Origin of the sequence: Inquilinus sp. YAF38 (genome assembly GCF_052113205.1) — a bacterium.
Lineage (GTDB): Bacteria > Pseudomonadota > Alphaproteobacteria > DSM-16000 > Inquilinaceae > Inquilinus.
In genome coordinates, this window is the sequence record NZ_JBFRCU010000039.1 from 39,112 (window position 1) to 62,433 (window position 23,322).

General features: G+C 69.4%; 24 protein-coding genes. 9 read left to right on the forward strand and 15 right to left on the reverse strand.

All coding sequences use genetic code 11. From position 1 onward, the window contains the following. The first annotated feature begins 51 nt into the window (after nt 1-51). Entirely contained in the window at nt 52-1,545 is a 1,494-nt protein-coding gene (locus tag AB4Z01_RS18600; RefSeq protein ID WP_441696034.1) for a CoA-acylating methylmalonate-semialdehyde dehydrogenase, read from the forward strand. A 72-nt stretch (nt 1,546-1,617) separates the two neighbouring features. On the opposite strand, the gene AB4Z01_RS18605 is transcribed toward AB4Z01_RS18600, so the two are convergent. Then, a complete protein-coding gene (locus tag AB4Z01_RS18605; protein WP_441696035.1) occupies nt 1,618-2,241 on the reverse strand; it encodes an FMN-dependent NADH-azoreductase in 624 nt (207 codons plus the stop codon). 122 nt (nt 2,242-2,363) lie between these two features. On the opposite strand from AB4Z01_RS18605, the gene AB4Z01_RS18610 reads away from it, so the two are divergent. From AB4Z01_RS18610 to AB4Z01_RS18625, 4 genes are read left to right on the forward strand one after another with little or no spacing between them, the layout of a single operon-like run. Next, nucleotides 2,364-3,380, forward strand: coding sequence for a LysR substrate-binding domain-containing protein (locus AB4Z01_RS18610; RefSeq protein WP_441696036.1), 1,017 nt, complete (start codon nt 2,364-2,366; stop codon nt 3,378-3,380). Nucleotides 3,381-3,390: 10 nt separating this feature from the next. Then, complete coding sequence (locus AB4Z01_RS18615; protein ID WP_441696037.1) at nt 3,391-4,221, forward strand: ABC transporter substrate-binding protein; 831 nt, start codon at nt 3,391-3,393, stop codon at nt 4,219-4,221. 2 nt (nt 4,222-4,223) lie between these two features. Beyond that, nucleotides 4,224-5,240 carry a FecCD family ABC transporter permease gene (locus tag AB4Z01_RS18620; protein ID WP_441696055.1) on the forward strand — a complete coding sequence of 339 codons (1,017 nt, stop codon included), beginning with the start codon at nt 4,224-4,226 and terminating at the stop codon, nt 5,238-5,240. Continuing rightward, on the forward strand, nt 5,240-6,031 hold the full coding sequence (locus AB4Z01_RS18625; RefSeq protein ID WP_441696038.1) for an ABC transporter ATP-binding protein: 792 nt from the start codon (nt 5,240-5,242) through the stop codon (nt 6,029-6,031). The genes AB4Z01_RS18620 and AB4Z01_RS18625 overlap by 1 nt, the downstream gene beginning before the upstream one ends. Here AB4Z01_RS18625 and AB4Z01_RS18630 read toward each other — a convergent pair. Together AB4Z01_RS18630 and AB4Z01_RS18635 are read right to left on the reverse strand one after the other, a co-directional pair. Beyond that, nucleotides 6,028-8,367 carry an LPS-assembly protein LptD gene (locus AB4Z01_RS18630; RefSeq protein WP_441696056.1) on the reverse strand — a complete coding sequence of 780 codons (2,340 nt, stop codon included), beginning with the start codon at nt 8,365-8,367 and terminating at the stop codon, nt 6,028-6,030. The two genes, AB4Z01_RS18625 and AB4Z01_RS18630, sit on opposite strands and share 4 nt — an antisense overlap. Nucleotides 8,368-8,507: 140 nt before the next feature. Beyond that, nucleotides 8,508-10,106, reverse strand: coding sequence for a DEAD/DEAH box helicase (locus AB4Z01_RS18635; protein WP_441696039.1), 1,599 nt, complete (start codon nt 10,104-10,106; stop codon nt 8,508-8,510). A gap of 168 nt (nt 10,107-10,274) precedes the next feature. Here AB4Z01_RS18635 and AB4Z01_RS18640 point away from each other — a divergent pair, with 168 nt between their 5' ends. Together AB4Z01_RS18640 and AB4Z01_RS18645 are read left to right on the forward strand one after the other, a co-directional pair. After that, entirely contained in the window at nt 10,275-10,817 is a 543-nt protein-coding gene (locus AB4Z01_RS18640) for an isochorismatase family protein (protein WP_441696040.1), read from the forward strand. Beyond that, complete coding sequence (locus AB4Z01_RS18645) at nt 10,814-11,533, forward strand: alpha/beta fold hydrolase (RefSeq protein ID WP_441696041.1); 720 nt, start codon at nt 10,814-10,816, stop codon at nt 11,531-11,533. Before AB4Z01_RS18640 ends, AB4Z01_RS18645 begins: the two co-directional genes overlap by 4 nt. A 204-nt stretch (nt 11,534-11,737) precedes the next feature. Here the strand turns inward: AB4Z01_RS18645 and AB4Z01_RS18650 are convergent, their stop codons facing one another. The 4 genes from AB4Z01_RS18650 to parE form a co-directional block, all read right to left on the reverse strand. Beyond that, the gene (locus tag AB4Z01_RS18650; protein ID WP_441696042.1) at nt 11,738-12,376 is read right to left on the reverse strand and encodes a hypothetical protein; all 639 of its coding nucleotides are present in this window, start codon (nt 12,374-12,376) and stop codon (nt 11,738-11,740) included. A 149-nt stretch (nt 12,377-12,525) separates the two neighbouring features. Beyond that, nucleotides 12,526-13,074 carry a hypothetical protein gene (locus AB4Z01_RS18655; RefSeq protein WP_441696043.1) on the reverse strand — a complete coding sequence of 183 codons (549 nt, stop codon included), beginning with the start codon at nt 13,072-13,074 and terminating at the stop codon, nt 12,526-12,528. A 57-nt stretch (nt 13,075-13,131) separates the two neighbouring features. Further along, nucleotides 13,132-13,659 carry a hypothetical protein gene (locus AB4Z01_RS18660; protein WP_441696044.1) on the reverse strand — a complete coding sequence of 176 codons (528 nt, stop codon included), beginning with the start codon at nt 13,657-13,659 and terminating at the stop codon, nt 13,132-13,134. Between the two features lie 286 nt (nt 13,660-13,945). Beyond that, the gene (gene parE / locus AB4Z01_RS18665) at nt 13,946-15,928 is read right to left on the reverse strand and encodes a DNA topoisomerase IV subunit B (RefSeq protein WP_441696045.1); all 1,983 of its coding nucleotides are present in this window, start codon (nt 15,926-15,928) and stop codon (nt 13,946-13,948) included. A gap of 93 nt (nt 15,929-16,021) precedes the next feature. Between parE and AB4Z01_RS18670 the strand changes: the two genes are divergently transcribed. Next, entirely contained in the window at nt 16,022-16,423 is a 402-nt protein-coding gene (locus AB4Z01_RS18670; protein WP_342241551.1) for an acyl-CoA thioesterase, read from the forward strand. 190 nt (nt 16,424-16,613) lie between these two features. Here AB4Z01_RS18670 and AB4Z01_RS18675 read toward each other — a convergent pair whose 3' ends face one another. The 6 genes from AB4Z01_RS18675 to AB4Z01_RS18700 all read right to left on the reverse strand — a co-directional run bounded on the left by AB4Z01_RS18675 (nt 16,614) and on the right by AB4Z01_RS18700 (nt 21,660). Then, nucleotides 16,614-17,345 (reverse strand): class I SAM-dependent methyltransferase, encoded by a 732-nt coding sequence (locus AB4Z01_RS18675; protein ID WP_441696046.1) that lies wholly within the window; start codon nt 17,343-17,345, stop codon nt 16,614-16,616. Between the two features lie 315 nt (nt 17,346-17,660). Then, nucleotides 17,661-17,885, reverse strand: coding sequence for a hypothetical protein (locus AB4Z01_RS18680; protein WP_225766854.1), 225 nt, complete (start codon nt 17,883-17,885; stop codon nt 17,661-17,663). A gap of 78 nt (nt 17,886-17,963) precedes the next feature. Then, nucleotides 17,964-18,953 carry a calcium-binding protein gene (locus tag AB4Z01_RS18685; RefSeq protein WP_441696047.1) on the reverse strand — a complete coding sequence of 330 codons (990 nt, stop codon included), beginning with the start codon at nt 18,951-18,953 and terminating at the stop codon, nt 17,964-17,966. A gap of 393 nt (nt 18,954-19,346) precedes the next feature. Continuing rightward, nucleotides 19,347-20,000, reverse strand: coding sequence for an amino acid ABC transporter permease (locus AB4Z01_RS18690; protein ID WP_441696048.1), 654 nt, complete (start codon nt 19,998-20,000; stop codon nt 19,347-19,349). Further along, nucleotides 20,000-20,668, reverse strand: a complete 669-nt coding sequence (locus AB4Z01_RS18695; RefSeq protein ID WP_441696049.1) for an amino acid ABC transporter permease — start codon at nt 20,666-20,668, stop codon at nt 20,000-20,002. The genes AB4Z01_RS18690 and AB4Z01_RS18695 overlap by 1 nt, the downstream gene beginning before the upstream one ends. Before the next feature lie 149 nt (nt 20,669-20,817). Then, nucleotides 20,818-21,660 (reverse strand): transporter substrate-binding domain-containing protein, encoded by an 843-nt coding sequence (locus AB4Z01_RS18700; protein WP_441696050.1) that lies wholly within the window; start codon nt 21,658-21,660, stop codon nt 20,818-20,820. A 114-nt stretch (nt 21,661-21,774) separates the two neighbouring features. On the opposite strand from AB4Z01_RS18700, the gene AB4Z01_RS18705 reads away from it, so the two are divergent. Further along, nucleotides 21,775-22,545 (forward strand): IclR family transcriptional regulator, encoded by a 771-nt coding sequence (locus tag AB4Z01_RS18705; RefSeq protein ID WP_441696051.1) that lies wholly within the window; start codon nt 21,775-21,777, stop codon nt 22,543-22,545. Between the two features lie 31 nt (nt 22,546-22,576). Here AB4Z01_RS18705 and AB4Z01_RS18710 read toward each other — a convergent pair whose 3' ends face one another. Further along, nucleotides 22,577-22,966 (reverse strand): VOC family protein, encoded by a 390-nt coding sequence (locus AB4Z01_RS18710; protein WP_441696052.1) that lies wholly within the window; start codon nt 22,964-22,966, stop codon nt 22,577-22,579. Nucleotides 22,967-22,974: 8 nt separating this feature from the next. Continuing rightward, nucleotides 22,975-23,322, reverse strand: a 348-nt coding sequence (locus tag AB4Z01_RS18715) for an adenylate/guanylate cyclase domain-containing protein (RefSeq protein ID WP_441696053.1), incomplete at its 5' end; no start/stop codon positions are given.

A 23,322-nucleotide genomic window follows, 5' to 3' on the forward strand; every position in this document is an offset into this window, starting at 1 on the left:
TCGGGCGGCTGTCCGGCCTGTCGGCAAGACAGAATTCTGGAGGAGCGCAGCGTGGATTCGATCCATCACTTCATCGACGGCAAGGCCGCGCCCGGCCGCAGCGGCCGGGCCGGGGATGTGTGCAACCCGGCAACCGGCGAGGTCTCGGGCCGCGTCGACTTCGCCTCGGCCGAGGAGGTCGCCGCCGCCATCGACTCCGCCCGCAAGGCGCTGCCCGGCTGGGCGGCGACGCCGACGGTGATCCGCGCCCGGGTGATGTTCCGCTTCAAGCAGCTGATCGAGGAGAACATCGAGGAGCTGGCGCGGCTGGTGACGGCGGAGCACGGCAAGGTGCTGTCCGACGCCAAGGGCTCGATCCAGCGCGGCCTCGAGGTAGTGGAGTTCGCCTGCGGCATCCCGCATCTGCTGAAGGGCGAGTTCAGCGAGAATGTCGGGCGCGAGATCGACAGCTTCTCGATCCGCCAGCCGGTCGGCGTCTGCGCCGGCATCACGCCGTTCAACTTCCCGGTGATGGTGCCGCTGTGGATGTTCTCGGTCGCCATCGCCTGCGGCAACACCTTCGTGCTGAAGCCGTCGGAGAAAGACCCGTCGGCCGCCAACTGGCTGGCCGCCAAGCTGCTCGAGGCCGGCGCCCCTCCGGGCGTGCTGAACGTGGTGCATGGCGACAAGGTCGCGGTCGACACGCTGCTGACCCATCCGGGCGTGGCGGCGGTCAGCTTCGTCGGCTCGACCGCGATCGGCGAGTACATTTATGCGACCGCGGCGGCGCATGGGAAGCGGGTGCAGGCGCTGTGCGGCGCCAAGAACCACATGGTGGTGATGCCGGACGCCGACCTGGACAAGGCGGTCGACGCGCTGATGGGCGCGGGTTACGGCTCGGCCGGCGAGCGCTGCATGGCGATCTCGGTGGCGGTCGCGGTCGGTGATGTCGGCGACAAGCTGATCGCCAAGCTGGAGCCGAAGGTGCGGGCGCTGAAGGTCGGCCCCGGCACCGACCCGGACGCGGAGATGGGGCCGCTGGTCACGAAGCAGCATTACGACAAGGTGCGCGGCTATGTCGACATCGGCGTCCAGGAGGGCGCGAAGCTGGTGGTCGACGGCCGCGGCCTGAAGCTGCAGGGCTATGAGAACGGCTACTTCGTCGGCGGCTGCCTGTTCGACCAGGTGCAGCCGGAGATGCGGATCTACCAGGAGGAGATCTTCGGCCCGGTCCTGTCGGTGGTGCGGACGCCGGATTTCGCCACCGCGCTGGACCTCGTCAACAAGCACGAATACGGCAACGGCACCGCGATCTTCACCCGCGACGGCGACGCGGCGCGGACCTTCGTCAGCAACTGCAATGTCGGCATGGTCGGCGTGAATGTGCCGATCCCGGTGCCGATGGCGTTCCACAGCTTCGGCGGCTGGAAGCGCTCGGCCTTCGGCGACCTCGGCATGTACGGGCCGGACGGGGTGCGGTTCTATACCAAGCTGAAGACAGTGACCGAGCGCTGGCCGACCGGCATCAAAGGCGGCGCGGAGTTCACCATGCCAGTGATGCGCTGACCTTTCGGTCGGAGACTTGGGTGCGGCGAGGCGGGCGAAAGCCCGCCTCGTTGCGTCTCGGACAGTGGCTGCTCAGGCCGCCACGGCCAGGCCCGGCGAGGCTTTGGCCTGCTGGTGCCCCTCGGCCACCGCGCGCTCGCGATGCTCCGGGCCCATCGACAGGCCCTCGGCCCGGACGAAGGTGATGTCGGTGACGCCGATGAAACCGAGGATCGTGCGCAGATAGGTCTCCTGGTGGTCCAGCGCCTCCAGGCCGGCGGTGTAGATGCCGCCGCGCGAGGAGGCGATGATCACCTTGCGGCCTCCGGCCAGGCCGACCGGGCCTGTCTCGGTGTAGCGGAAGGTGCGGCCGGCCTGGGCCAGCCGGTCGATCCAGGCCTTCAACTGGGTCGGGACCGCAAAATTGTACATCGGCGCGCCGATCACCACGACATCGGCCGACAGGAACTCCCCGACGATGGCGTCGATCAGCGCCCGTTCCTCGGCCTGGACCGGCGTCAGCTCGCTGTCCTTGCCGAACTTGACCACCGCCACGCGTTCGGCGGTCAGGTGCGCCGGCGCGTCGGCGACGAGGTCGCGATAGACCAGCTCGGCCTCGGGGTAGCGGGCGCGCCAGGCGTCGACGGTCGCCTTGGTCAGCTGGCGCGATACCGAGGCGTCGCCGAGTGCGCTGGAATCGATCTGCAGGATCTTCATGGAACCCTCCATGGGTGCGAGTGGCATGCCATTGTATTTACCGGTGGAGGCAATCTGTCTGTAGTCTGGATTTTCGCGATGGTTCGTTCTATGTGTGAGACAATCCATTCAGGATGGCGGCCATGCTCGATCTCAACGACCTTCGCCTCTTCGCCAAGGTGGCGCAGCTGGGCGGCTTCACCGCCGCCGGCCGGGCGCTCGGCCTGCCCAAGTCGCGGCTCAGCCGACGGATCGCGGCGCTGGAGGAGGGGCTCGGCGTCCGGCTGCTGCAGCGCTCCACCCGCCGGCTGTCGCTGACCGATGTCGGCGAGACCTTCCTGCGCCATTGCGAGGCCCTGCTGGCCGAGGCCGAAGCGGCGGAGCAGGCGGTCGCCCAGGCGCGGTCGGAGCCGAGCGGGCTGATCCGCGTCACCTGCCCGCATATCCTGGCGCAGACCATGATCGCGCCGCTGATCAACAGCTTCCTGGCCGCCCATCCGGCGGTGCGCATCGCCATGGAGCTGACCGGCCGCCGCGTCGATGTGATCGACGAACGCGTCGACCTGGCTTTCCGCGTGCGCCGGCCGCCGACCGAGCCCTCCGACGTCGTGGTGCGGGTGCTGTCCCAGACCCGGGCCGTGGTGGTGGCTGCGCCGGCGCTGCTCGACCGCGTCGGCCGCCCCACGGAGCCGGTCGACCTGATCCGCCTCGGCACGCTCGACCTGCACCATGCCGACGGACGCCATGTCTGGACCCTGCTCGACGCGACCGGCGCCCCGCAATCGGTTCCGCATGTGCCGCGGCTGGCCAGCGACGACATGTTCACCCTGCGCCAGGCCGCGATCGACGGGCTCGGCGCCGCGCTGCTGCCGGACTACATCTGCCGGCCGGCGATCGAGGCCGGGCTGCTGCAGCATGTGCTGTGGGACTGGCGCGTGCCGGAGGGCGAGGTGCAGGCGGTGTTCGCCTCGCGCCGCGGCCTGGTGCCGGCGGTGCGGGCGCTGGTCGATCATGTTGTACGCTGGGTGCCGCGGATGGTGGCGATCTGCGACAGTGAGCTGCGCGAGGAGGACCGGCTGCCGCCCTATGCCGATTCCGGTGCCAATGCCGCCGCGCTGGGCCTCGATGCGCTGTTGACCGCCCGGCCCGCCGCCCACTAGCTTCGCCGCGATGCGCCGCATTGCCGTGATCCCGCTGCTCCTGGCCCTCGGCCTCGCGGCCGCGCCGGCCATGGCCCGACCGCATCGGATCGTCTCGCTCAACCTCTGCGCCGATGCGCTGGTGCTGCGCCTGGCCGACCGTGCCGATGTGCTGTCGGTGAGCTGGCTGGCGCGCGACCCGGAGAATTCGGTGGTGGCGGCCGAGGCGGCCTCGGTGCCGGTCAATCACGGACAGGCGGAGGAGGTGGCGGCGCTGCGGCCGGATCTGGTCGTGGTCGGCACCTTTACCGCCCGCAGCACGGTGGCGCTGCTGCGCCGCCTGAACATGCCGATCCTGGAGCTCGGCGTGCCGAAGGACCTGGACGCCATCCGCGCCCAGATCCGACAGGTGGCGGCGGCGCTGGGTCGGGCAGAGCGGGGTGATCAGATGATCGCGACGATGGACGAGCGGCTGGCGGCCATCCGCAGCCCGGCATCGCCGCCCTTGGCGGTGGTGCTGCGCCCGAACGGCTTCACCGCCGGCCGCGGCTCCTTGGTCGACGAGATCCTGCACCGGGCCGGAATCCGCAACCTCGCCGCGGAGCGGGGGCTGGAGAATTACGGCGAGATCCCGCTGGAGACGGTGGCCCTGTCCGGGGTGCGGCTGCTGATCCTGAACCAGTCGGAGAACCGGACGCCGTCCCTGGGGGAGGCGATGCTGGACCATCCGATCCTGGGTGCCCTGCCGGATCTGCGCCTGGTTCGGGTGCCGGCACGGCTGTGGACCTGCGGCGGCCCCGAGGTGGCCGACGCCGCCGCCTTGATCGCCGCCGCGGCCCGCGAGGCGGAGGAGGGGCCGTGACCTTGGGCGCCACACCCCGCCAAGCCGCGGCGCCGCCCTATGCGGTCCTGGTCACCGGTCTCGCCCTGGCCGCTCTGGCCTGCCTGGCCGGGTCGATCGCCACCGGCTATGCGCCGCTGGACCTCGCATCCGCGGCCGGCGACCTGCTGGCCGGGCGGCAGAGCCTGCCGGCGCTGGTGCTGCTCGAACTGCGGCTGCCGCGGGCGCTGCTGGGCCTGCTGGTCGGGTTCAGCCTTGGCCTCGGCGGCGCGGCGATGCAGGGTCTGCTGCGCAACCCGCTGGCCGAGCCCGGTGTGATCGGCGTGTCGGCCGCGGCGGCGCTGGGTGCCGTTCTGGTGTTCTACACCGGCCTCGCCGGCAGCTTCGCTTTGGCCCTGCCGCTGGGCGGCATCGCCGGGGCGGTGCTGGCGACGCTGATGCTGCTGGCACTGGCCCGGCGCGGTGCCGGCACCATGACGGTGATCCTGGCCGGCGTCGCCATCAGCAGCGCCGCCGGCGCCCTGACCGCGCTGGCGCTGAACCTGTCGCCGAACCCCTATGCGGCGCTGGAGATCGTCTTCTGGCTGATGGGGTCGCTGGCCGACCGCAGCCTGCAGCATGTCTGGCTGGTGCTGCCGCCGATGATGGTCGGCTGGGCCCTGATCCTGGCCGGTGCACGGGCGCTGGACGCGCTGACCCTGGGCCAGGACACCGCGTCCAGCCTGGGCTTCGACCTCGGCCGGCTGCGGCTGCAGCTGATCGCCGGCACCGCGCTGGCGGTCGGCAGCGCCGTGGCGGTGACCGGGGCGATCGGCTTCGTCGGCCTGGTGGTGCCGCACCTGCTGCGGCCGCTGGTCGGACACCGGCCGGGGCGGCTGCTGCTGGTCAGCGGCCTGGGCGGCGCCGTGTTGCTGCTGCTGGCCGATATCGGGCTGCGGCTGGTGCGGGTGCAGCCGGAGCTGAAGCTGGGCGTGGTCACCGCGGTGATCGGCGCGCCTTTCCTGTTCAGCCTGATCTGGCGGCTGCGGCAGAGCGCCTGATGCGGATTGATGCCACAGGGCTCCACCTCGCGCTCGGCGGCCGCCCGGTGCTCGCCGGGATCGACCTGGCGCTGACGCCCGGAGAGCTGGTCGGGCTGATCGGGCCGAACGGGGCCGGCAAGACCACGTTGCTGCGCGTCCTGGCGGCGCTTCAGGCGCCGGATGCGGGCATGGTCCGCTATGACGGCCAGGCGGCCCGACAGCTCGGCCGCGACCGGCTGTCCCGCGGCCTGGCGGTGCTGATGCAGGGCGACGATGTGCAGTGGCCGCTGCGGGCGGACCATCTGGTGGCGCTGGGGCGGCTGCCGCACCGCCGGGCGTTGGGCGGCATGTCGGCGGCCGACCACGCGGCGGTGGCGCGGGCGCTGGATGCGGCGGATGCCGCGCATCTGCGGCAACGCACGGTCGCCACGTTGTCGGCCGGCGAGCGGATGCGGGTGCTGTTCGCCCGCGCCCTGGCGGTCGAGGCACCGATGCTGTTCGCCGACGAGCCGGTGGCGGCGCTGGACCCGTTCCACCAGCTGCAGATCATGGAGCTGCTGCAGGCCCGCGCCCGGGCCGGTGCCGGCGTGCTGGTGGTGCTGCACGACCTGGCACTGGCCGGCCGGTTCTGCGACCGGCTGGTGCTGCTGCAGGGCGGGATGGTGGTGGCCGACGGCCGGCCCGACGCGGTGCTGACCGACGATCACCTGCGCCGCGCCTATGCGGTCGAGGTGCAGCGCGGCGAGCGTGACGGTATCGGCTATGTCCTGCCCTGGTCCCGCATTGCAGCACCGGAGCAGGGACGTTAGGTGCCCGGGGTGCGGCTCTGCTCACCGCTCAGCTTCACCGGCACCTCGCCGAGATTTTTCAGGCTCAGCGTCAGGAAGAAGGAGTAGCCCTCCTTCTGGTCCTCCGCGGTGGTGAACCGGCGCTGCGCCGTGACACCGAAGGTGAAGCACTCATCCTGATACTGCGCGCCGGCGCTGTAGGTGAAGGGCCGCATCTTCTCGATGTCGTAGGTCATTCCGGTCGACACCGACCAGTAGTCCGAGACCTTGACGGTGCCGCCCGTGCCGAGCTGCTGCTGGTTGAAGGTGTTGCCGTCGTCATCCGGGCCCTTGTCATCGAGCAGGCTGTAGTTGACGTTCAGGTTCAGCCAGTCCAACGGGGTGGTGCTGGCCTGGACGAATTGCCGGCGGCTGTAGAAATTGTCCTTGTCCAGCCGGAACCGCCAGTCGAGGTTCAGATACGGTGCCGGATGCAGGGTGACGCGGCCGACATAGTCCGACACCTTGTCGCGCAGGCCGGAGCTCTCCGGGAAGTCGTCATCCTTCTCGAACCGGTAGCTCTGGCCCAGGAAGACGGTGGCGTTGGCGCCGTCCGGCGCGTAGAGGCCGTAGCGGAAGCCGTAGGAGACGTGCTGGCCGCCCTCGACCCGGTCGAGGCCGGGGAAGCGGTTCTCGCTGAACAGGTTGATCTCGTCGAACTCGATGTCGGCGCTGTCGTTGTTCGGGATCTTCTTGCCGTTGCTGATCTCGGGCGCAACGCTGAAGCTGACGATCGGCTCCAGCAACTGCTGGTAGGTGCCGATCTGGCCGACGAACGGGTAGCGCGCAGTCAGGGTGGCGACCGGGAAGAGCCGGGCGGCGTTGGCGTCCCGGGTCAGGACCTCGTCGGGCCCGCCATCGATCACCTTGGTCCCGTCGGGCATGTCGTTCGACTGGTACAGGTCGCCGCGCAGATAGCCGCGCGCGTTCAGCACGATGCCGCTGTCGGTGTAGAAGTCGCGCTGCCAGCCGACCTGGCTGGACAGGCGGCGGGTGTCGACGCCGCGGGTGGGGTCGCTGGTCACCGGGTCGAAGTCGCGCAGCAGGCTGATGGCGCTGGCGTTGACGAACCACTGGCCGCCGAAGAGGGTATTCGGCTCGCTGACGTAGTTGGCCTGGGCCCAGGGCAGGACGGTGGGCGAGAAGCCCTTGTTGCCGATCCCGGTGCCGGGGGTGCGCAAATCCTGCCAGTCCAACGCCTCGACCGAGATGTAGTTCAGGCCGTAGAAGCCCTCGGCATAGGCCCGGCTCTGCAGCACGTCGGAGCTGGAGATGTTGAAGTTGTCGAGATAGGTCCGGTCCGAGGTGCGCTGGATGTCGGTCCCGAACCGCCAGTTCTGGTCGAAGTCGTAACGGGCGGAGCCGAAGAGGTGCCAGCGCACCTGCTGCGAGCGGAAATCGAGGTTGCTGCCGTTGAAGCCTGAATTGTCGCTCAGGAGCTTGTCGTAGCCGCTCTGGTTGATGCTGCCGTTAAGGGTGATCAGGCCCTTGTCGAAGCGCTTGCGGTACTCGCCGGTGAACAGCGTGCCGGCATCGCGCGTCACCATGGCGCCGACCGTGGCGTCCTGGTCCGGCGAGATGTCGAAATAATACTGCAGCCCGAAGAACGGCCCGACGTCGGAGGTCGCGCCGAAGGTTGGGAACAGGAAGCCTTGGCGGCGGTCGACCGAGGGATCGGGCATCGAGAAATAGGGCGTGTAGAACAGCGGCACGCCGAACAGGTCGATGAAGGCGTCGTGGTAGATGATGTCCTTCGACACCGCGTCGTTGGTGACCCGCACGGCGCGGATCTGCCACAGCGGCGGCGCCGTGGGATCGTCCTTGCACAGGTTGCAGGGCGAGTAGACGGCGCGGTCGATGGTGGTGATCTCGCCGCGCTCGCGCACCGCGCTGTTGCCGACCATGCGCGAGTTGTCGGACAGGATCAGCGACACCTGCTGGATGAAGCCGTCCTTCAGGTCGTCGGTCAGCTCGGCGTAGTCGCCGAACATCACTTCGCCGCCCGGCTGCACCATGGTGACGTGGCCGCTGGCGGCGACCACCTGGGTCTTCTGGTTGTAGGTGACCTGGTCGGCCCGGACGATCTGGTGATTCTGGTGGATCTCGACCTTGCCGCGGGCGGTGACGAGACCAAGCGTCTGGTCGTAGATCAACTCATCGGCGCTGATCACCGGGGGCTGCTGCTGCCCGGCCGGCGTGTCGGGCCGGGAGGGCAGCTCCGCGGCTGGCGCGGCAGGCTGCGTCTGCTGCTCCACGGCCGGTATGGCCGGCTGCTGCTGGCCCTGCTCCTGGGCCGACGCGCCGATCGACGTGAGCATAGCGGTCACGGAAACGGCGCCGAGAAAGGTCGATAACCGATTGATTCGCTTCACTGCCGCTTCCATGCTCCGACGCGAGCTGTCGCCCCTTGTGCCGAAAGCGAAGGGGCGAAGTCAACGCCGGTCACGGCGGTGCGAACCTAGGCGGCGGTTTCGGTGACCTCCGCCGCGCTGCGCTTGCGCTGCGGCACGGGGCGCAGCAGGAAGGCCGGGACGTGGTCGCCGAGGCCGAGCACCGGCGCGTCGTCGCGATCTTCGCGCGGCGAATGGCGCCGGTCGCGGCCCCGATCCTCGCTGCGATCATCGCGGCGCGGGCGGTCCGGCACCGGCCGCGGACGGTCTTCGCCGCGGTGGGATGCGACCGGAGCGGGCTCCGCCTGGTGCGGCTCGTCGCGACGGGAATCGGCCTGACGGGAGGGGGCGGGGCGCGGCCTGCCACGGCGCGGCCGGTCCTCGACCGGAGCGCGGACCTCCTCGGCGGCAGCCTGGGGCTCTTCCGCACGGCGCGGTTCGGGCGCCGAGTCGCGGCCTCTGCGCTTCGGTGCCTCGGTACGCTCGCCGCGCCGGCGGGCCTTGCCGCGCTGCTTGATCTCGTCCTCGGACAGGAAGCCCTCGATCCCGATCTCGGGCAGCACCAGAACGGGGATCTGCTTCTTGATCAGGCCTTCGATCGCCTTGACGAAACGGCCCTCTTCGGGCGTCGCTATCGAATAGGCCTTGCCGGTCTTGCCGGCCCGGCCGGTGCGGCCGACGCGGTGGACATAGTCGTCGGCATGGATCGGCACGTCGAAGTTGAAGACGTGGCCGATGTCGCTGACATCGAGGCCGCGGGCTGCGACATCGCTGCACACCAGCGTGGTGATCTCGCCACGCCGAAACCGGTCCAGCGTCTCGTTGCGCATCGACTGGACCAGGTCGCCATGCATCTGCGCGGCGTTGAAGCCGTGGCTCTGCAGCGACTTGAACACCACCGAGACGTCGCGCTTGCGGTTGCAGAACACGAAGGCGCTCTTGACGTCCTCGGCCCGCAGCAGGTGGCGCAGCGCCTTGCGCTTGTCCTCGGCCTCGACGATGACGATGTGCTGCTCGAGCAACTCGCCGGTGGTCGCCGGCGGCGCCACCGAGATCTGCTTCGGGTTGCTGAGGAAGGCCTCCGACAGGCGCCGGATCTCCGGCGGCATGGTGGCGGAGAAGAACAGGGTCTGCCGCAGCGGCGGCAACAGGCCGACAATACGCTCGATGTCCGGGATGAAGCCCATGTCGAGCATCCGGTCGGCTTCGTCGATCACCAGGATCTTGACGTCGGCCAGCAGCACCTTGCCGCGCTCGAACAGGTCGAGCATGCGGCCGGGCGTGGCGATCAGCACGTCGACGCCGCGGTCCAGCTTCTTGATCTGGTCCTCGAAGCTCTCACCGCCGATCAGGAGGGCGTAGGACAGCTTCTCGTACTTGCCGTACAGCTCGAAATTCTCGGCCACCTGGGCGGCCAGTTCGCGAGTCGGCTCCAGGATCAGCGAGCGCGGCATGCGCGCCCGAGCCCGGCCGGAGGCGAGGATCTCCAGCATCGGCAGGGTGAAGCCGGCGGTCTTGCCGGTGCCCGTCTGTGCGATGCCGAGAACGTCGCGGCCCATCAACACGTAAGGTATGGCCTGGGCCTGGATCGGGGTCGGCGTGGTGTAGCCGACATCGTCCACGGCACGCAGGATTTCGGGCTTCAGCCCAAGATCCGAAAAGAGCATCGTACAGGAATCTTTACTAATGGGGGCGCGCCGAGCGGCCCGCCGCAGGCCCTTTAAATGGGAAAAACCCCCGTCAAGTCAATTGAAACTATCGAGACATGCGGGCATGGCTCACCCTAGCGCAGTGCGAGTCATGCCGCTGCGGCGATGAATGGGAAGAGGTGACGAATGCTGCTCGACCGGAATGACGGCGTCCTGCTGGTGGTCGATGTGCAGGAGAAGCTGGTGTCGGCGATGCATGAATTCGCGGCGGCGCGGAAGGGAATCGAGACTCTGATCCGCAGCGCCGTGGCGCTCGACGTGCCGGTGCTGTTCGCCGAGCAGTATCCGAAGGGGCTGGGGCCGACGCTGCCGGACCTGACGGCGCTGGCGCCGGACGCGCCGGTGGTGCCGAAGGTCCGGTTCTCCGCGGTCGGCGAGCCGGCGCTGCTGGACCATCTCGAGGGCATCGGCCGACGCACCATCGTGATCTGCGGGCTGGAGAGCCATGTCTGCGTGCTGCAGACCGCCTTCGACCTGCACGATGCCGGCTTCCGGCCGGTGGTGGCGGTCGACGCCACCACGGCGCGGGCGCCGCGCAGCACGGCGGTGGCGGAGCTGCGGCTGGTGCAGGGCGGCATCGAGATCGTGACCGCCGAGATGGTCTGCTTCGAATGGCTGGGCGAGGCTGCGACCGACGAGTTCCGCACCGTCAGCGCCTTCCTGCGATGACCCTGCCGGTCCTGTTCCTGCCCGGCCTCTTGTGCGACGCCGATCTGTGGACGGCACAGCTGAACGCCTTCTCAGCCGGGCGGCCGGTGGCGGTGGCCAGCCTGGCCGAGGCCGATTCGGTGGCCGGGCTGGCCGAGGCCGCCCTGGCCGCGGCGCCGCCGCGTTTCGCCCTGGCGGGACTGTCGATGGGCGGCTATGTCGCGCTGGAGATCATGCGGCGGGCGCCGCAGCGCGTGGCCGGGCTGGCGCTGCTCGACACCACGGCCCGGCCGGACACGGAGGAGCAGGGGCGCCGCCGGCGCGGCCTGATCGCGCTGGCCCGGACCGGCAAGTTCAAGGGGGTGACGCCGCGGCTGCTGCCGCTGCTGCTGCATCCGGCCCGACTCGAGGATCCGGTGCTGACCGGGCGGGTGATGGCGATGGCCGCGCGGATCGGCCGCGACGCGTTCCTGCGGCAGCAGACCGCGATCCTGGGGCGGCCCGACAGCCGGCCGGGCCTGCCGCGCATCGGCTGCCCGACGGTGGTGGTGTGCGGCCGGCAGGACGAGCTGACGCCGCTGCCGGTGTCGCAGGAGATGGCCGGGCTGATCCCCGGCGCCGATCTCGTCGTGATCGAGGACAGCGGCCACCTCTCGACCATGGAGCAGCCGGAGGCGGTCAACGCCGCGCTGGCCGCCTGGCTCGGGCGGCTGGCGGATGAGAGCGGACCGAAGTGAGGTCGGGTCAGTGCAGCCAGGCGGGGGCCGGCCTCGACAAAGGGCTCTTACCCGGAGGCGCAAACGCCTCCGACCCCTCCCGCAGGGCGGGAGAGGCAAAAACACTTGGTTCTCGTAGGTTGGGTTCGCGGCAGCGAACCCAACAGAATCGGGGGCCGCGAGGGCGGCGGGATGTTGGGTTCGCCAACGCGAACCCAACCTACGTCACCCGGTATCCGGAGGCTTGGACCTGCGGCTGCCGGCCGGGCGAGACCACGGCGGATCCGCAGGTGGATGGACGCCGTCCGACGGCCAGGTGGCGATCTCCGCCAGTGCCGCGTCGCCCATCTCGATCCAACGATCCACCTCAAGGGGCAACCCGAACATCCGGCACAGCCGGTCCACGGCGACCGACGTCGGACAGGTCTCGATCAACTCCACCAGCTCCGGCCGCTCCAGCCGTTCGGTCATCTCGTCGAAGCGCCGGTTGGCTTCGTCCTGCTCCTCGCCCTCGACGCCATCGATGGCCGCCGCGCCCATGGCCAGGGTCACTCGCATCCGGGACCGCGCTCTGTCGCCCCGCCCGACCTCGGCCTTCGGCCGCTCCTCGCGCGGCCGGGAGAGCTTGTCCTCCAGCAGCACGGTCTGCCGCAGCGACTTGGCGACGACGGCGATCCGCTTGCAATAATCGGCGCCGGGCTGCGGCGCCTCGACCGCCTCGGTGCGGGTCGCCTCCATGATCTCCATCTGGATCTCGGCCGCCCGGGCCAGCATGCGCAGATGCCGCGCCGCCCGCTCCTCCTGGGGAGTGGCCGGGGCCTCCGACATCCGATCGGTCTGCGCCTTGTCCATAGAACGCAGCATGAACAAGATCGCAAATTAATACAAGAGAACAATGTGTTAACAACGGGATGACGCGTGATCGGGTCACGCCGAAGCGATCGCGCGGAGCCCGTCCGGCATCATTCTCCAGCCCGGACGGACCGGCGCGATTCAACCCGAACCAACATGGTCTAGCCGAAATCCGGCCGGCCGAACGGCACCGGCAGGACATAGGGGAAGAGCTGGACGGTGAGGTCGTGGACCAGGGCGGTGAAGTTCGGGTCGTCCGGCCCGGTCACCTGGTCGAGATAGCCCGTCACCGCCGACTGCTCGCGGCCGAGGATGCAGAAGGCGGCGCGCACCACGATCGGCCGCATCGCCGGCGCCGTGGTCCAGGTCTTCCTGTCGCACAGGTTGAACGGGTTCACCGCCGGCTGGGCGTTGAACACCACGGCGACGGAATAGTTGCGGTTCTCGGTCGGTCCCGGCGTGGTGGTGAAGCGGGTGCGCGGCCCGATATAGGTGCCGGTCATGATCTCGGTCACCCGCTGGTCGAAGTCGGGCGTGCCGAAGAGGTTGCCCTGGACCACGGTGCGCAGGTCGCGGCCGTCGGCGGCGGCGAAGAGCTCGCCGGTCGAATACATCATGCCGAGATCGCTGCGCACGATCCGCGGCCCGGAGCAGGCGGCCAGCGCCAGCACCGCGGCGGCAAGTGCGAGGGCACGTCGGGGCGGCATCATGGCGCTCCTCTCCAGATCTCGCGGGGAGGGGCGCCGGGCGAGCCGGCGCCCACACGATCAGTACGGGAACATCGCCAGCATCATGTGCTGGATCATGCTGACGAAATTCGGATCGTCCGGCCCCTTGACGTTGTCGACATAGCCGGTAGCGGCCGTGGCCTCGCCGCCGGTGATGCAGAAGGCGGCCCGGGCGGTGATGTGGCCCGGGTTCGGCGCTGCGGTCGGGATCGGCGCGCTGTTGCACAAGGCGAAGGGCGTGACGTCCGGGGACGGGTTGAACACCACCGAGACGAAATAGTCGCGCTTGGCCGTCGGGCCRGGGGTGCCGGTGAAGTTGGTCTTCGGCCCGACATAGGTGCGGTTCATGACCCCGAGCACCGCCTGGTCGAAGCCCGGCGTGCCGAAGGGGTTGCCCTGGATCACGGTGCGCAGGTCGCGGCCGTCCGCGGCGGCCGAGAACTCGGCGCGGGAATAGCGGACGCCGATATCATCGACCACCACCCGGTCGCTGGCGCAACCGGCCAGGATCGGGACGGCGAGAGTGAGGGCGGCGAGGGAGGGGAGGCGGAGGCGATGCTGGATCATATCCGTTCTCGATGCGGCGGCGTGTCCCGATGATAGGACCCTACGCTGGGCTCGCCAATCGGCGGGCTCATCGTTCTACGCTGACCGTTCGGCCCGGCTTGTGCCGCGGGTCACAGGGTGCGGCCAGATGCCCCGGACGACCTTGCCGTTCAGACCGATGACACCGTCATTGCGAGCGCAGCGAAGCAATCCAGGGCCGCTTGGCGTGGCCCCTGGATTGCTTCGTCGCTGCGCTCCTCGCAATAACGATTTTCCTGCAGGAGAGCCCGCTCACGCGTTGCCGAAATCAGATATCCAGCTCGGTCGCCTTGTCGGCGTTCTGCTGGATGAAGCGCAGCCGCAGCTCCGGCTTGCGGCCCATCAGCTGCTCGACCAGGTCGGCGGTGCGGCGGCCGTCGATCTCGTCCTCCGGATCGTCCACCAGATCGACCCGCAGCAGCGTCCGCTTGCCCGGGTCCATGGTGGTGTCGCGCAGCTGCGCCGGCATCATCTCGCCCAGGCCCTTGAAGCGGCTGATCTCGACCTTCTTGCCGGCGAACTGGCCCGCCAGAACCTCGTCCTTGTGGGCGTCGTCGCGGCAATAGACGGTGGTGGTGCCGGCCTGCACCCGATACAGCGGCGGCTGCGCCAGGAACAGGTGGCCCTCCGCGATCAGGCCGCGCATCTCCTTGTAGAAGAAGGTCATCAGCAGCGACGCGATATGGGCGCCGTCGACATCGGCGTCGGTCATGATGATGACCCGCTCGTAGCGCAGCTTGTCGCTGGCATAGTGGGTGCGGGTGCCGCAGCCCAGGGCCAGGGTCAGGTCGGCGATCTCCTGGTTGCCGGCCAGCTTGTCGGCCGAGGCGCTGGCGACGTTCAGGATCTTGCCGCGCAGCGGCAGGATCGCCTGGGTCTCGCGGCTGCGCGCCGCCTTGGCCGAGCCGCCGGCGCTGTCGCCCTCGACCAGGAAGATCTCCGTGCCCTCCGGCGCGTTGCGGCTGCAATCGGAAAGCTTGCCGGGCAGGCGGATGCGGGCGGTCGGGGTCTTGCGCCCGTTCTCCTTGGCCTGCTTGCGGCGCAGCCGCTCCTCGGCCCGCTCGGTCAGGAACTCCAGCAGCCCCTCGGCCGATTTCGGGTCGGCCGACAGCCAGTGGTCGAAATGGTCCTTGATCGCGCCCTCGACCAGCTTGGTCGCCTCTGGCGAGGACAGGCGGTCCTTGGTCTGGCTCTGGAACTGCGGGTTGGGGATGAAGATCGACAGCAGCACCGCCACGCCGCCCATCATGTCGTCGGCGGTGATCTGGCCAGCGCGCTTGTGGTTGGCCAGCTCGGCGAAGCCGCGCAGGCTGCGCAGCAGGCCGCTGCGCAGGCCCTGCTCATGGGTGCCGCCCTGCGGCGTCGGGATCGTGTTGCAATAGGTGTGGACGAAGCCTTCGTCATCGTCCTCGGGCCAGGCAACGGCCCATTCGATCTGGCCGCCGCCCTCCGGGAAGGTGGCGGTGCCGGCAAAGGCAGTCGGCGTCCGCATCGGCCGGTCGTTCAGCGCCGCCTTGAGATAGTCGGACAGGCCGCCGGGGAAATGCAGCACCGCCTCGGCCGGGGTGCGGTCGTCGCCGGCGACCAGCGCGGGGTCGCAGCGCCAGCGGATCTCGACGCCGCGAAACAGATAGGCCTTGGACCGCGCCAGGCGGTACAGCCGGCCGGGCTGCATCCGGGCATCGGCGCCGAAGATTTGCGGGTCCGGGTGGAAGCTGATCGTGGTGCCGCGCCGGTTCTGCACCGCGCCGCCACGCTCCAGCGGGCCCTGCGGCACGCCGCGGGAATAGCGCTGGAGATAGAGTTGCCGATCCCGTGCGACCTCGATCCGCAGCTCGTCCGACAGGGCGTTGACCACCGACAGGCCGACGCCGTGCAGGCCGCCCGAGGTGGCGTAGACCTTGTTGGAGAACTTGCCTCCGGAATGCAGCGTGGTGAGGATCACCTCCAGCGCCGACTTGCCGGGGTATTTCGGATGGTCGTCGACCGGGATGCCGCGGCCGTTGTCGCGGACGGTGACGAAGCCGTCGGCGTCGAGCGACAGGTCGATCGTGTTGGCGTGGCCGGCCACCGCCTCGTCCATGGCGTTGTCCAGCACCTCCGCCACCAGATGGTGCAGGGCGCGGTCGTCGGTGCCGCCGATATACATGCCGGGCCGGCGACGCACCGGTTCCAGGCCTTCCAGGACCTCGATGTCGCTGGCGGTGTAGCGGCCGTTGGAGTTGGTGCCGGGCTCGAACAGATCTGCCATGATCCGGATTCGGGGTCTTCTCGTGGAATTGCGGGCTGCCTCCATCATATAGACACTTCCGGCCTCTGCGTAACCAAATCTAGGATTTCCTCAGTGACCACCCTGCTGCTGCCCTCCGGGATGCCGGCCCTCCGCACCATCGCCATGCCGAAGGATGCCAATCCGAACGGCGATATCTTCGGCGGCTGGCTGCTGTCGCAGATGGATCTGGCCGGCGCGGTGGTGGCGCATGAGCGGGCGCGGGGCCGCACGGCGACGGTGGCGGTGGACGCGATGAGCTTCCTGGCCCCGGTGCGGATTGGCGACACCGTCTCCTGCTACGCCGAGCTGGTGGCCAACGGGCGCAGCTCGATGAAGGTGCGGATCGAGACCTTCGTGCAGCGGCGCACCGACCACAGCGTGGTCAAGGTCACCGACGGCACCTTCACCTATGTCGCGATCGATGCGGACGGCAAGTCCCGGCCCCTGCCGCCGGAGCCGACCGCGATCGGGTAGGGCGGGCTCAGAGCCCCCAGGCGTAGCCGAACACGGCCAAGCCGTAGCACATGCCGAACAGCAGGGTGAGGGTCACGGTCTCGCGGATGAAGGTCCAGTCGCTCATGATGTTCCTCTTATGTTCCGACCGAGGCAGAAGAACATAGGCGGAACAATCGGTCAAGCGGGTATCGCGGGCCCGGGGTAGAGACTATCTGCGATCGGCCGCGAACAGCAGGAAGGCCGGGCGCTGCCGCTCGATCGCGTATTCGGGATGCTCCGCGATCTGCTCCGCGGTCGGGCCCCATTCCTCGAGATGCGACAGGGTGAATCCGGCTCGCAGCAGCAGCCCGGCATAGCTGCCGATGGTGCGGTGCCGCTTGACCACGCCCTTGGCCAGCCAGTCGGTGACGCGCGGGCCTTCGTCGAGGTAGCGGTCGACCGGCCAGGTGTCGCGCCCGGCCTCGTCCCGCACCCATTTCGGATCGGACGGGGCGGAATAGATCGGGTGCTCGACCGACGCCACCAGCCGGCCGCCCGGCGCCAGCGCCCGGTGCAGCCGCGCCAGCAGCCCCTCCAGGTCGGCGATGTAGTGTAGCGCCAGCGAGCTGTAGGCCAGGTCGAAGACGGCGGGCGGCAGCGCCAGCCGCTCCAGATCCTCGCGACGGTAGGTCACGGCCTCGTCCGGGTCGGTGGCACGGGCGCGGGCCAGCATGTTCTCCGAGACGTCGAGGCCGAGCACCTCGGCGGCGCCCGCCTGCCGGGCCCAGCGGCAGAACCAGCCGAAGCCGCAGCCGAGATCGACCACACGGCGGCCCGTGAGGTCCGGCACCAGGGCGCGCAAAGCGGGCCATTCCGGGGCGCCGTCGAGGCCCTCGACCGACCGGCGCAGCCGGCTGTATTCAGCGAAGAAGGCGGGGTTGTCGTAGATGTTCTGGGTCATGCTGCGAACTCCATCTGAAGAGGGCGGACGGGTGCGCGGCAGGCCGGGAATGCGGCCAAGAAAAAGCCCCGTCCGTTTCCGGCGGGGCTGCGTGGGACCAGGCGCCGACCGGGGTCAGCGCACTCAGAGTCCGGGCGTCCCGCCGACGGCAATGCGGCTGCGTCTGACAACCATGCGGGGCGCGATGACGGACATGGCTTCGGTATCGCTGTCGAGGGACTTCGCGTCAAGGGCAGGTTTCAGCAGGACGGACTTCGATCCTATCCTTAGCCCTGCATCAGAAGATGGCCCGACCAGGAGACCGGGCCTCGGTCGTCACCAGTAGCCCTTGCTCTTCAAATTACCGGCCACGCCGCCGGCCGCGGCGCCGATCACGCCGCCAGCCAGCAGGCTGCCGCCGGTGAGGGCGGTCAGGGCGACGCCGCCGGCCGCGCCGATGCCGGCGCCGCTCAGCGTGCCCTGGGCCTCACGGCTCATATTGGTGCAGCCGGCGGCGAGCAGGGCGGCGGCAAGGGCGATCGGCAGGAGGCGGCGGGTCATCGGGCACTCGAGGCAGGACGGGACGGGTCAGGCAACCCGTGGTGCCGTGCTTTGTTCCGTTCCGCCTCGCCGCTGGTACTACAGCACGAAATCGTCGGCGAGCGGCTCATGGCCGCCGAGCAGCGCGATCGACAGGTCGGCCTGCCCGTCGCCGTCGATATCGGCGCTGATCACGGCAAGGCCGCCGGCGGCATCGAAGCGCAGCTCGCCGGCCTGGCCGGAGAAGGCGGCGTGGCCAATGAAGCTGAAGGCGGTGTCGCCATTGCCGGCATTGCCGTCGGCATCGATCCCGGCCAGGTCGATCCTGTCGCCACCGGCGAAGTCGGCAATGACGTCGCGGCTGTCGAGGCCGGTGCCGGTGTCGCCGGCGGCGGCATAGACGAAGTGGTCTGCGCCGCTGCCGCCGACCAGCGTGTCGGCGCCGGCCCCGCCCTCGATCCGGTCGTCGCCATTGCCGCCGACCAGGCGATCGTCGCCGCCGGCACCGGCCAGGGTGTCGTCGCCGCCCAGGCCGCGCAGGATGTTGTCGCCGGCGTTCCCGGTCAGCGTGTCGCCGAAGCGGCTGCCATGGATGGTCTCGATGTCGCCGGCGATGACGTCGCCATTGGCGCTGCCGCCATGGCTGGCATGGGTCGCCAGGTTGATCGAGACGGCGGCGTCGCTTTCGGCGTAGCTGGCGACGTCGATGCCGTCGCCGCCGCTGAGGATGTCGGCCCCGGCGCCACCGCGCAGCAGGTCGTTGCCGGCGCCGCCATCCAGGACATCGGCGCCGTTGCCGCCGGCGATCTTGTCGCCGTCCTCGCCGCCGGTGATGACGTCGCCGGCATTGCCGCCGCGCAGCCAGTCGGCGCCGCCGCCGCCGTCGATGACGTCGAAGCCTTCGCTGCCGTCGATGACGTCGTCGCCGGCGCCGCCGGTGATCACGTCGAAGCCGTTGCCACCGTCGATGGTGTCGTCGCCGGCGCCGCCGCTCACCACATCATTGCCGTTGCCGGCGTCGATGGTGTCGTCGCCGGGCGTGCCGATGATGATGTCAGGGCCGTTGGTGCCGGTGCTGGTCGCAGTCATGTCCATGTCCCCCTTGCATGTCACACGCGATGTCCGAAGTCGGTGCCCGTCGCGGGGCAGGGCCCGAAGGCCGCCACTCGTCCGGCCGGGACGCGGCCCCGCCGAAGGCAAAGGTCACGGATGGCCGCGAAATCTGGCGAAGCTGGAGAGCCGTTAAAGGTTTCGCTGGATTCTGTCTGACGTCGTGACCGATTCGAAGTCTATTTAGACTCGATCGTGCCAGGATGTGGAGCGGATTCTATCCGTCGAAACCTATTTTCCAATATAGCGGAATTAAAGAAAATGATTGGCAACTGATTTTCGGCAGGGCGGTGCATAAATCAGTAATATTTATTTGACGCAATTGCAGAGGGAATGCCGAAGATCTTGGCGATGAGCGCCGGCCTTGCGCCCTTAGCGCAGCGCGACGCGGCGGCTGAGGGCCTTGCCGAGGCGCTCGATGGCGAAGTTGACGACGAAATAGACGGCCGCGGCCAGCAGATAGAATTGCAGGCTCATATAGTTGCGGCTGATCACCTCCTTGGTCGCCAGCAGCAGCTCGGTGACGCCGATCACCGACAGCAGGGTCGACGCCTTGACCATCTCGGTGCCGGTGTTGACCCAGCTGGGCAGGATCTGGCGCAGCGCCTGCGGCAGCAGGACCAGGACCACGGTCTGGCGGAAGGTCAGGCCGAGCGACTTCGCGGCCTCGGTCTGGCCCAAGGGGATCGCCTGCAGCGCGCCGCGCACGATCTCGCCGACATGCGAACTGCAGAACACCGCCAGCGCGAAGGTTCCGGCCTGCACCGCGGTCAGCTGGATGCCGATGACGGAGAGGATGTAGAAGGCGGCCAGCACCAGGACCAGCACCGGCGTGCCGCGGATGAAGTCGACGAACAGCCGGGTCGGCCAGCGCAGGGCGCGGCCGCCATAGGTCAGGGCCAGGCCGACCAGCACGCCGAAGACGGTGCCCGCGGCGATCGACACGGCCGAGATCTGCACCGTCAGCCACGCGCCGTCGAGCAGGGCCCAGCGCGCCACCCAGACCTGCTGCAGGAAAGCGTCCATCACCGGGCTCCGGGCAACCGCAGCCGCGCCTCGAGCCGGCGCAGCAGGAGGGCGATGACGGTGCAGGTGGCGACGTAGAGCAGGCTGGTGACCATCCAGGTCTCGATCACGCGGAAGCTCTCGGTGTTGATCTTGCGGGCGTAGAAGGTCAGCTCCGGCACCGCGATGGCGGCGGCCAGGGAGGTGTCCTTGAACAGCGAGATGAAGTTGCTGCCCAGCGCGGGCAGGATGTTGCGCAGCATCAGCGGCGCCACCAGCAGCCGGCGGATCTGCATCGGCTTGAGGCCGAGCGCGGTGCCGGCCTCGATCACGCCCTTCGGCACCGACTGGATGCCGGCGCGGAACACCTCGACCAGATAGGCCCCGGCATAGACCGAGAGCGAGGCGACGAAGCTGTCGATCTTGTCCAGCCGGATCCCCACCCGCGGCAGGGCGAAGAACATGAACAGCAGGATCACCAGGATCGGCAGGTTGCGGAAGAAAGTGACGTAGCCAGAGGCCAGGCCGCGGGCGACCCGGCTGCGCGACGTGGCCGCGAAGGCGCCGACCAGGCCGAGGACGCAGCCGATCAGGATCGACACCACCGCCAGGCCGAGCCCGAGCGCCAGGCCGCTCAGCAGCAGGTCGCGGCTGGCCCAGACCACGCCGAAATTGAACTGGTAGTTCACCCTGTGTCCTCTGCCGGTCGCACAGCCAATCCCCAGCCCGTCATCCCGCTCCCGACCACGTCATCCCCGCGGAAGCGGGGATCTCTTCGCCACGGAGGCGGGACGAGATTCCCGCTTTCGCGGGAATGACGGGAAAGGGGTGGGGCGGCTTACCTCATCTCGGTCGGGAAGCCGATGGCCGGGGCCGGCGGGCGCTGGCCGAACCACTGCTCGAACGAGGCGGCGTAGGTGTCGTACTCGACCCCGGTCATCGCCTCGTGCAGCGCGGTGTTGACGAAGTTCAGCCAGTCCTGGTCGCCCTTCTTCACGGCGCAGGAATAGGTCTGCGGGTTCCAGCCGTAGCCTGCGTCGACATAGCGGTCCGGGTTCTGCTTCATGAACCAGCGCAGCGAGGACATGTCGGTGGCGGCGGCTTCGGCCCGGCCGGAGTTCAGCGCCTCGTACATCAGGTCGGTGCTCTCATACTGGTCGACCGCGGCCTGCGGCAGCGCCGCGTGCACCATGTCCTCGGCATAGACATTCTGCAGCACCGACACGGTGACGCCGCTGCCGGCCGCCTTGAGCTCGTCATAGCTCTTGTACTTGCCGTCCTTCATCAGCAGCAGGCCGACGCCCTCGCGGTAGTAGGGGATGGTGAAGTTCACCTGCTGCGCCCGGGCGGCGGTGACGGTGATGAACTGGCAGGTGATGTCGACCTTGTCGGTGGTCAGGTTCGGGATGCGGGCGTCGGAGGACTGGACCACGAACTCGACCTTGGTCGGGTCGTTGAACAGGCCCTTGGCGATGATCTTGGCCATGTCGATGTCGAAGCCGGCCAGGTCGCCCTGCTCGGTCTTGAAGTGCCAGGGCGGGTTGGTGCTGCCGGTGCCGACGACCAGCTTGCCGCGGCTCAGCACCTCCTGGAGCTTGTCGGCCGCCAGGGCGCCGCCGGCGGTGCCCAGCAGCAGGGCGGCGGCGCTGACGGACAGCAGAGCCCGGGTCACGATGCGCATCTCAGCCTCCATGTTTCTTGTCCGGTATATTGGACAATGATCTTGTATGTCGGACAGTCGATACGATAAGCTCGGCTTGGCTCAAATGCAATCGAGCGCAGCGAAGGGGCGGCCATGGCGGAAGCAACCAGCCGGGAGCGGGGCATCGACCGGGCGGTGGCGATCCTGGAGCATCTGCAGGCGCGGCGCGGCCCGGTGCGGATGGGCGAGTTGGCCAAGGCGATCGGCGCGCCGCGATCGACCCTCTACGAGATCGTCGGCCGGCTGACCGCGGCGCGGATCCTGGAGCCGGTGGGCGACGGCGGGGCGGTGTTCTTCGGCCGCGCCGTGCACTATTACGCCCAGACCTATGTCGCCGGCGTCGACCTGTTGAGCCGGGCCCGGCGCGAGGTGCTGGGGCTGGCGACCGAGACCGGCGAGACGGCGCAGTTCTGCATGCTCGACGGCAGCCAGTATGTGGTGATGCTGAACGAGCCCGGGCGGCGCACCTTCCGCATCACCTCCGAGGTCGGGATCCGGCTGCCGATCCCCTGGACCGCCTCCGGCCGCCTGCTGGTGGCGCATCTCGACGCGGCCGGGATCGCCGAATTCATCCCGGACGAGGATTTCACCCTGCCCTCAGGCGAACGGATCGAGCTCGCCGCCTTCGTCGCCGAGACCGAGGCGGCGCGGGCGCGCGGCTATGCCGTGACCAAGGAGCTGGTCGACCGCTTCACCTGCTGCCTGGCGGCGCCGGTGGTGGACCACGACGCCCGGGCGGTGGCGACCCTGTGCCTGGTCACCCCGCTGGACACGCCGGAGGCGCGGCGGCAGGACCTGCTCGACACCCTGATCGCCGCCGCCCGCCGCCTGTCGCTCGCACCGCCGGGGGCGGTGGGGCTGTAGGGAGCGGCCGATTGAAGGGCCTAGGGGTGGATCACCCCGCCCGGTGGCACACCGCCTCGATGCGGTTGCCGTCCGGGTCGAGCAGGAAGGCGGCGTAGTAGCTCGGATGGTACTCCGGCCGCAGGCCCGGGGCGCCGTTGTCGCGGCCGCCCTGGGCCAGGCCGGCGCGCCAGAACGCGTCCACCGCGGCGCGGTCCGGCGCCTTGAAGCACCAGTGCCGGCGCGGCGCGTCCTCCGGCCGGGGGCCGGGCAGGATCGACAGGTAGCTGCGCTCCGGATGCACCGCATCGCAGCGCTCGCCATAGCCGATCCAGCTCCGGTTGGAGCCGACCTTGGTGACACCGAGCGCCGCCAGCACCGCGTCGTAGAAGCGCTCCGCCGTAGCGAGGTCGGAGACGGTGATCGAGACATGGTCGAGCATGGCGGGCCTCAGGGATGGCCGGGCGGAGGTGGAGCCTCCAGCCGGAAGATCTCGATCTCCGTCCGGCGGCCCGGCACGGCCTGGGGCCCGAGACTGCGCAGGTCGGACCGGTCGCCCACCGCCAGCGCCACGGTCTCGCCACTGGCCAGCACCACGATCTCGTCGGCCGGCGCCACCGCCTTGCCCAACTGTTCCAGCCGGTTGCCGAGATTCACCGCGTCGCCGACGATGGTGTAGCCCGACCGGCCACTCATGCCGATATTGCCGGCCACCACCGGGCCGCTGTGCAGGCCGATCCGCAGGCGCAGCGGCGCCAGGCCGCGGCCGCGCCGGGCGGCGTTGTCCGCCGCCACCGC

What these genes read in the sequence shown, in the direction of transcription:
- AB4Z01_RS18605 (WP_441696035.1), bottom strand. Translation starts at nt 2,241, where the DNA reads ATGAAGATCCTGCAGATCGATTCCAGCGCACTCGGCGACGCCTCGGTA.
- AB4Z01_RS18610 (WP_441696036.1), top strand. Translation starts at nt 2,364, where the DNA reads ATGCTCGATCTCAACGACCTTCGCCTCTTCGCCAAGGTGGCGCAGCTG.
- AB4Z01_RS18615 (WP_441696037.1), top strand. Translation starts at nt 3,391, where the DNA reads ATGCGCCGCATTGCCGTGATCCCGCTGCTCCTGGCCCTCGGCCTCGCG.
- AB4Z01_RS18625 (WP_441696038.1), top strand. Translation starts at nt 5,240, where the DNA reads ATGCGGATTGATGCCACAGGGCTCCACCTCGCGCTCGGCGGCCGCCCG.
- AB4Z01_RS18630 (WP_441696056.1), bottom strand. Translation starts at nt 8,367, where the DNA reads ATGCTCACGTCGATCGGCGCGTCGGCCCAGGAGCAGGGCCAGCAGCAG.
- AB4Z01_RS18635 (WP_441696039.1), bottom strand. Translation starts at nt 10,106, where the DNA reads ATGCTCTTTTCGGATCTTGGGCTGAAGCCCGAAATCCTGCGTGCCGTG.
- AB4Z01_RS18640 (WP_441696040.1), top strand. Translation starts at nt 10,275, where the DNA reads ATGCTGCTCGACCGGAATGACGGCGTCCTGCTGGTGGTCGATGTGCAG.
- AB4Z01_RS18645 (WP_441696041.1), top strand. Translation starts at nt 10,814, where the DNA reads ATGACCCTGCCGGTCCTGTTCCTGCCCGGCCTCTTGTGCGACGCCGAT.
- AB4Z01_RS18650 (WP_441696042.1), bottom strand. Translation starts at nt 12,376, where the DNA reads ATGCTGCGTTCTATGGACAAGGCGCAGACCGATCGGATGTCGGAGGCC.
- AB4Z01_RS18655 (WP_441696043.1), bottom strand. Translation starts at nt 13,074, where the DNA reads ATGATGCCGCCCCGACGTGCCCTCGCACTTGCCGCCGCGGTGCTGGCG.
- parE (WP_441696045.1), bottom strand. Translation starts at nt 15,928, where the DNA reads ATGGCAGATCTGTTCGAGCCCGGCACCAACTCCAACGGCCGCTACACC.
- AB4Z01_RS18675 (WP_441696046.1), bottom strand. Translation starts at nt 17,345, where the DNA reads ATGACCCAGAACATCTACGACAACCCCGCCTTCTTCGCTGAATACAGC.
- AB4Z01_RS18680 (WP_225766854.1), bottom strand. Translation starts at nt 17,885, where the DNA reads ATGACCCGCCGCCTCCTGCCGATCGCCCTTGCCGCCGCCCTGCTCGCC.
- AB4Z01_RS18685 (WP_441696047.1), bottom strand. Translation starts at nt 18,953, where the DNA reads ATGACTGCGACCAGCACCGGCACCAACGGCCCTGACATCATCATCGGC.
- AB4Z01_RS18690 (WP_441696048.1), bottom strand. Translation starts at nt 20,000, where the DNA reads ATGGACGCTTTCCTGCAGCAGGTCTGGGTGGCGCGCTGGGCCCTGCTC.
- AB4Z01_RS18700 (WP_441696050.1), bottom strand. Translation starts at nt 21,660, where the DNA reads ATGCGCATCGTGACCCGGGCTCTGCTGTCCGTCAGCGCCGCCGCCCTG.
- AB4Z01_RS18705 (WP_441696051.1), top strand. Translation starts at nt 21,775, where the DNA reads ATGGCGGAAGCAACCAGCCGGGAGCGGGGCATCGACCGGGCGGTGGCG.
- AB4Z01_RS18710 (WP_441696052.1), bottom strand. Translation starts at nt 22,966, where the DNA reads ATGCTCGACCATGTCTCGATCACCGTCTCCGACCTCGCTACGGCGGAG.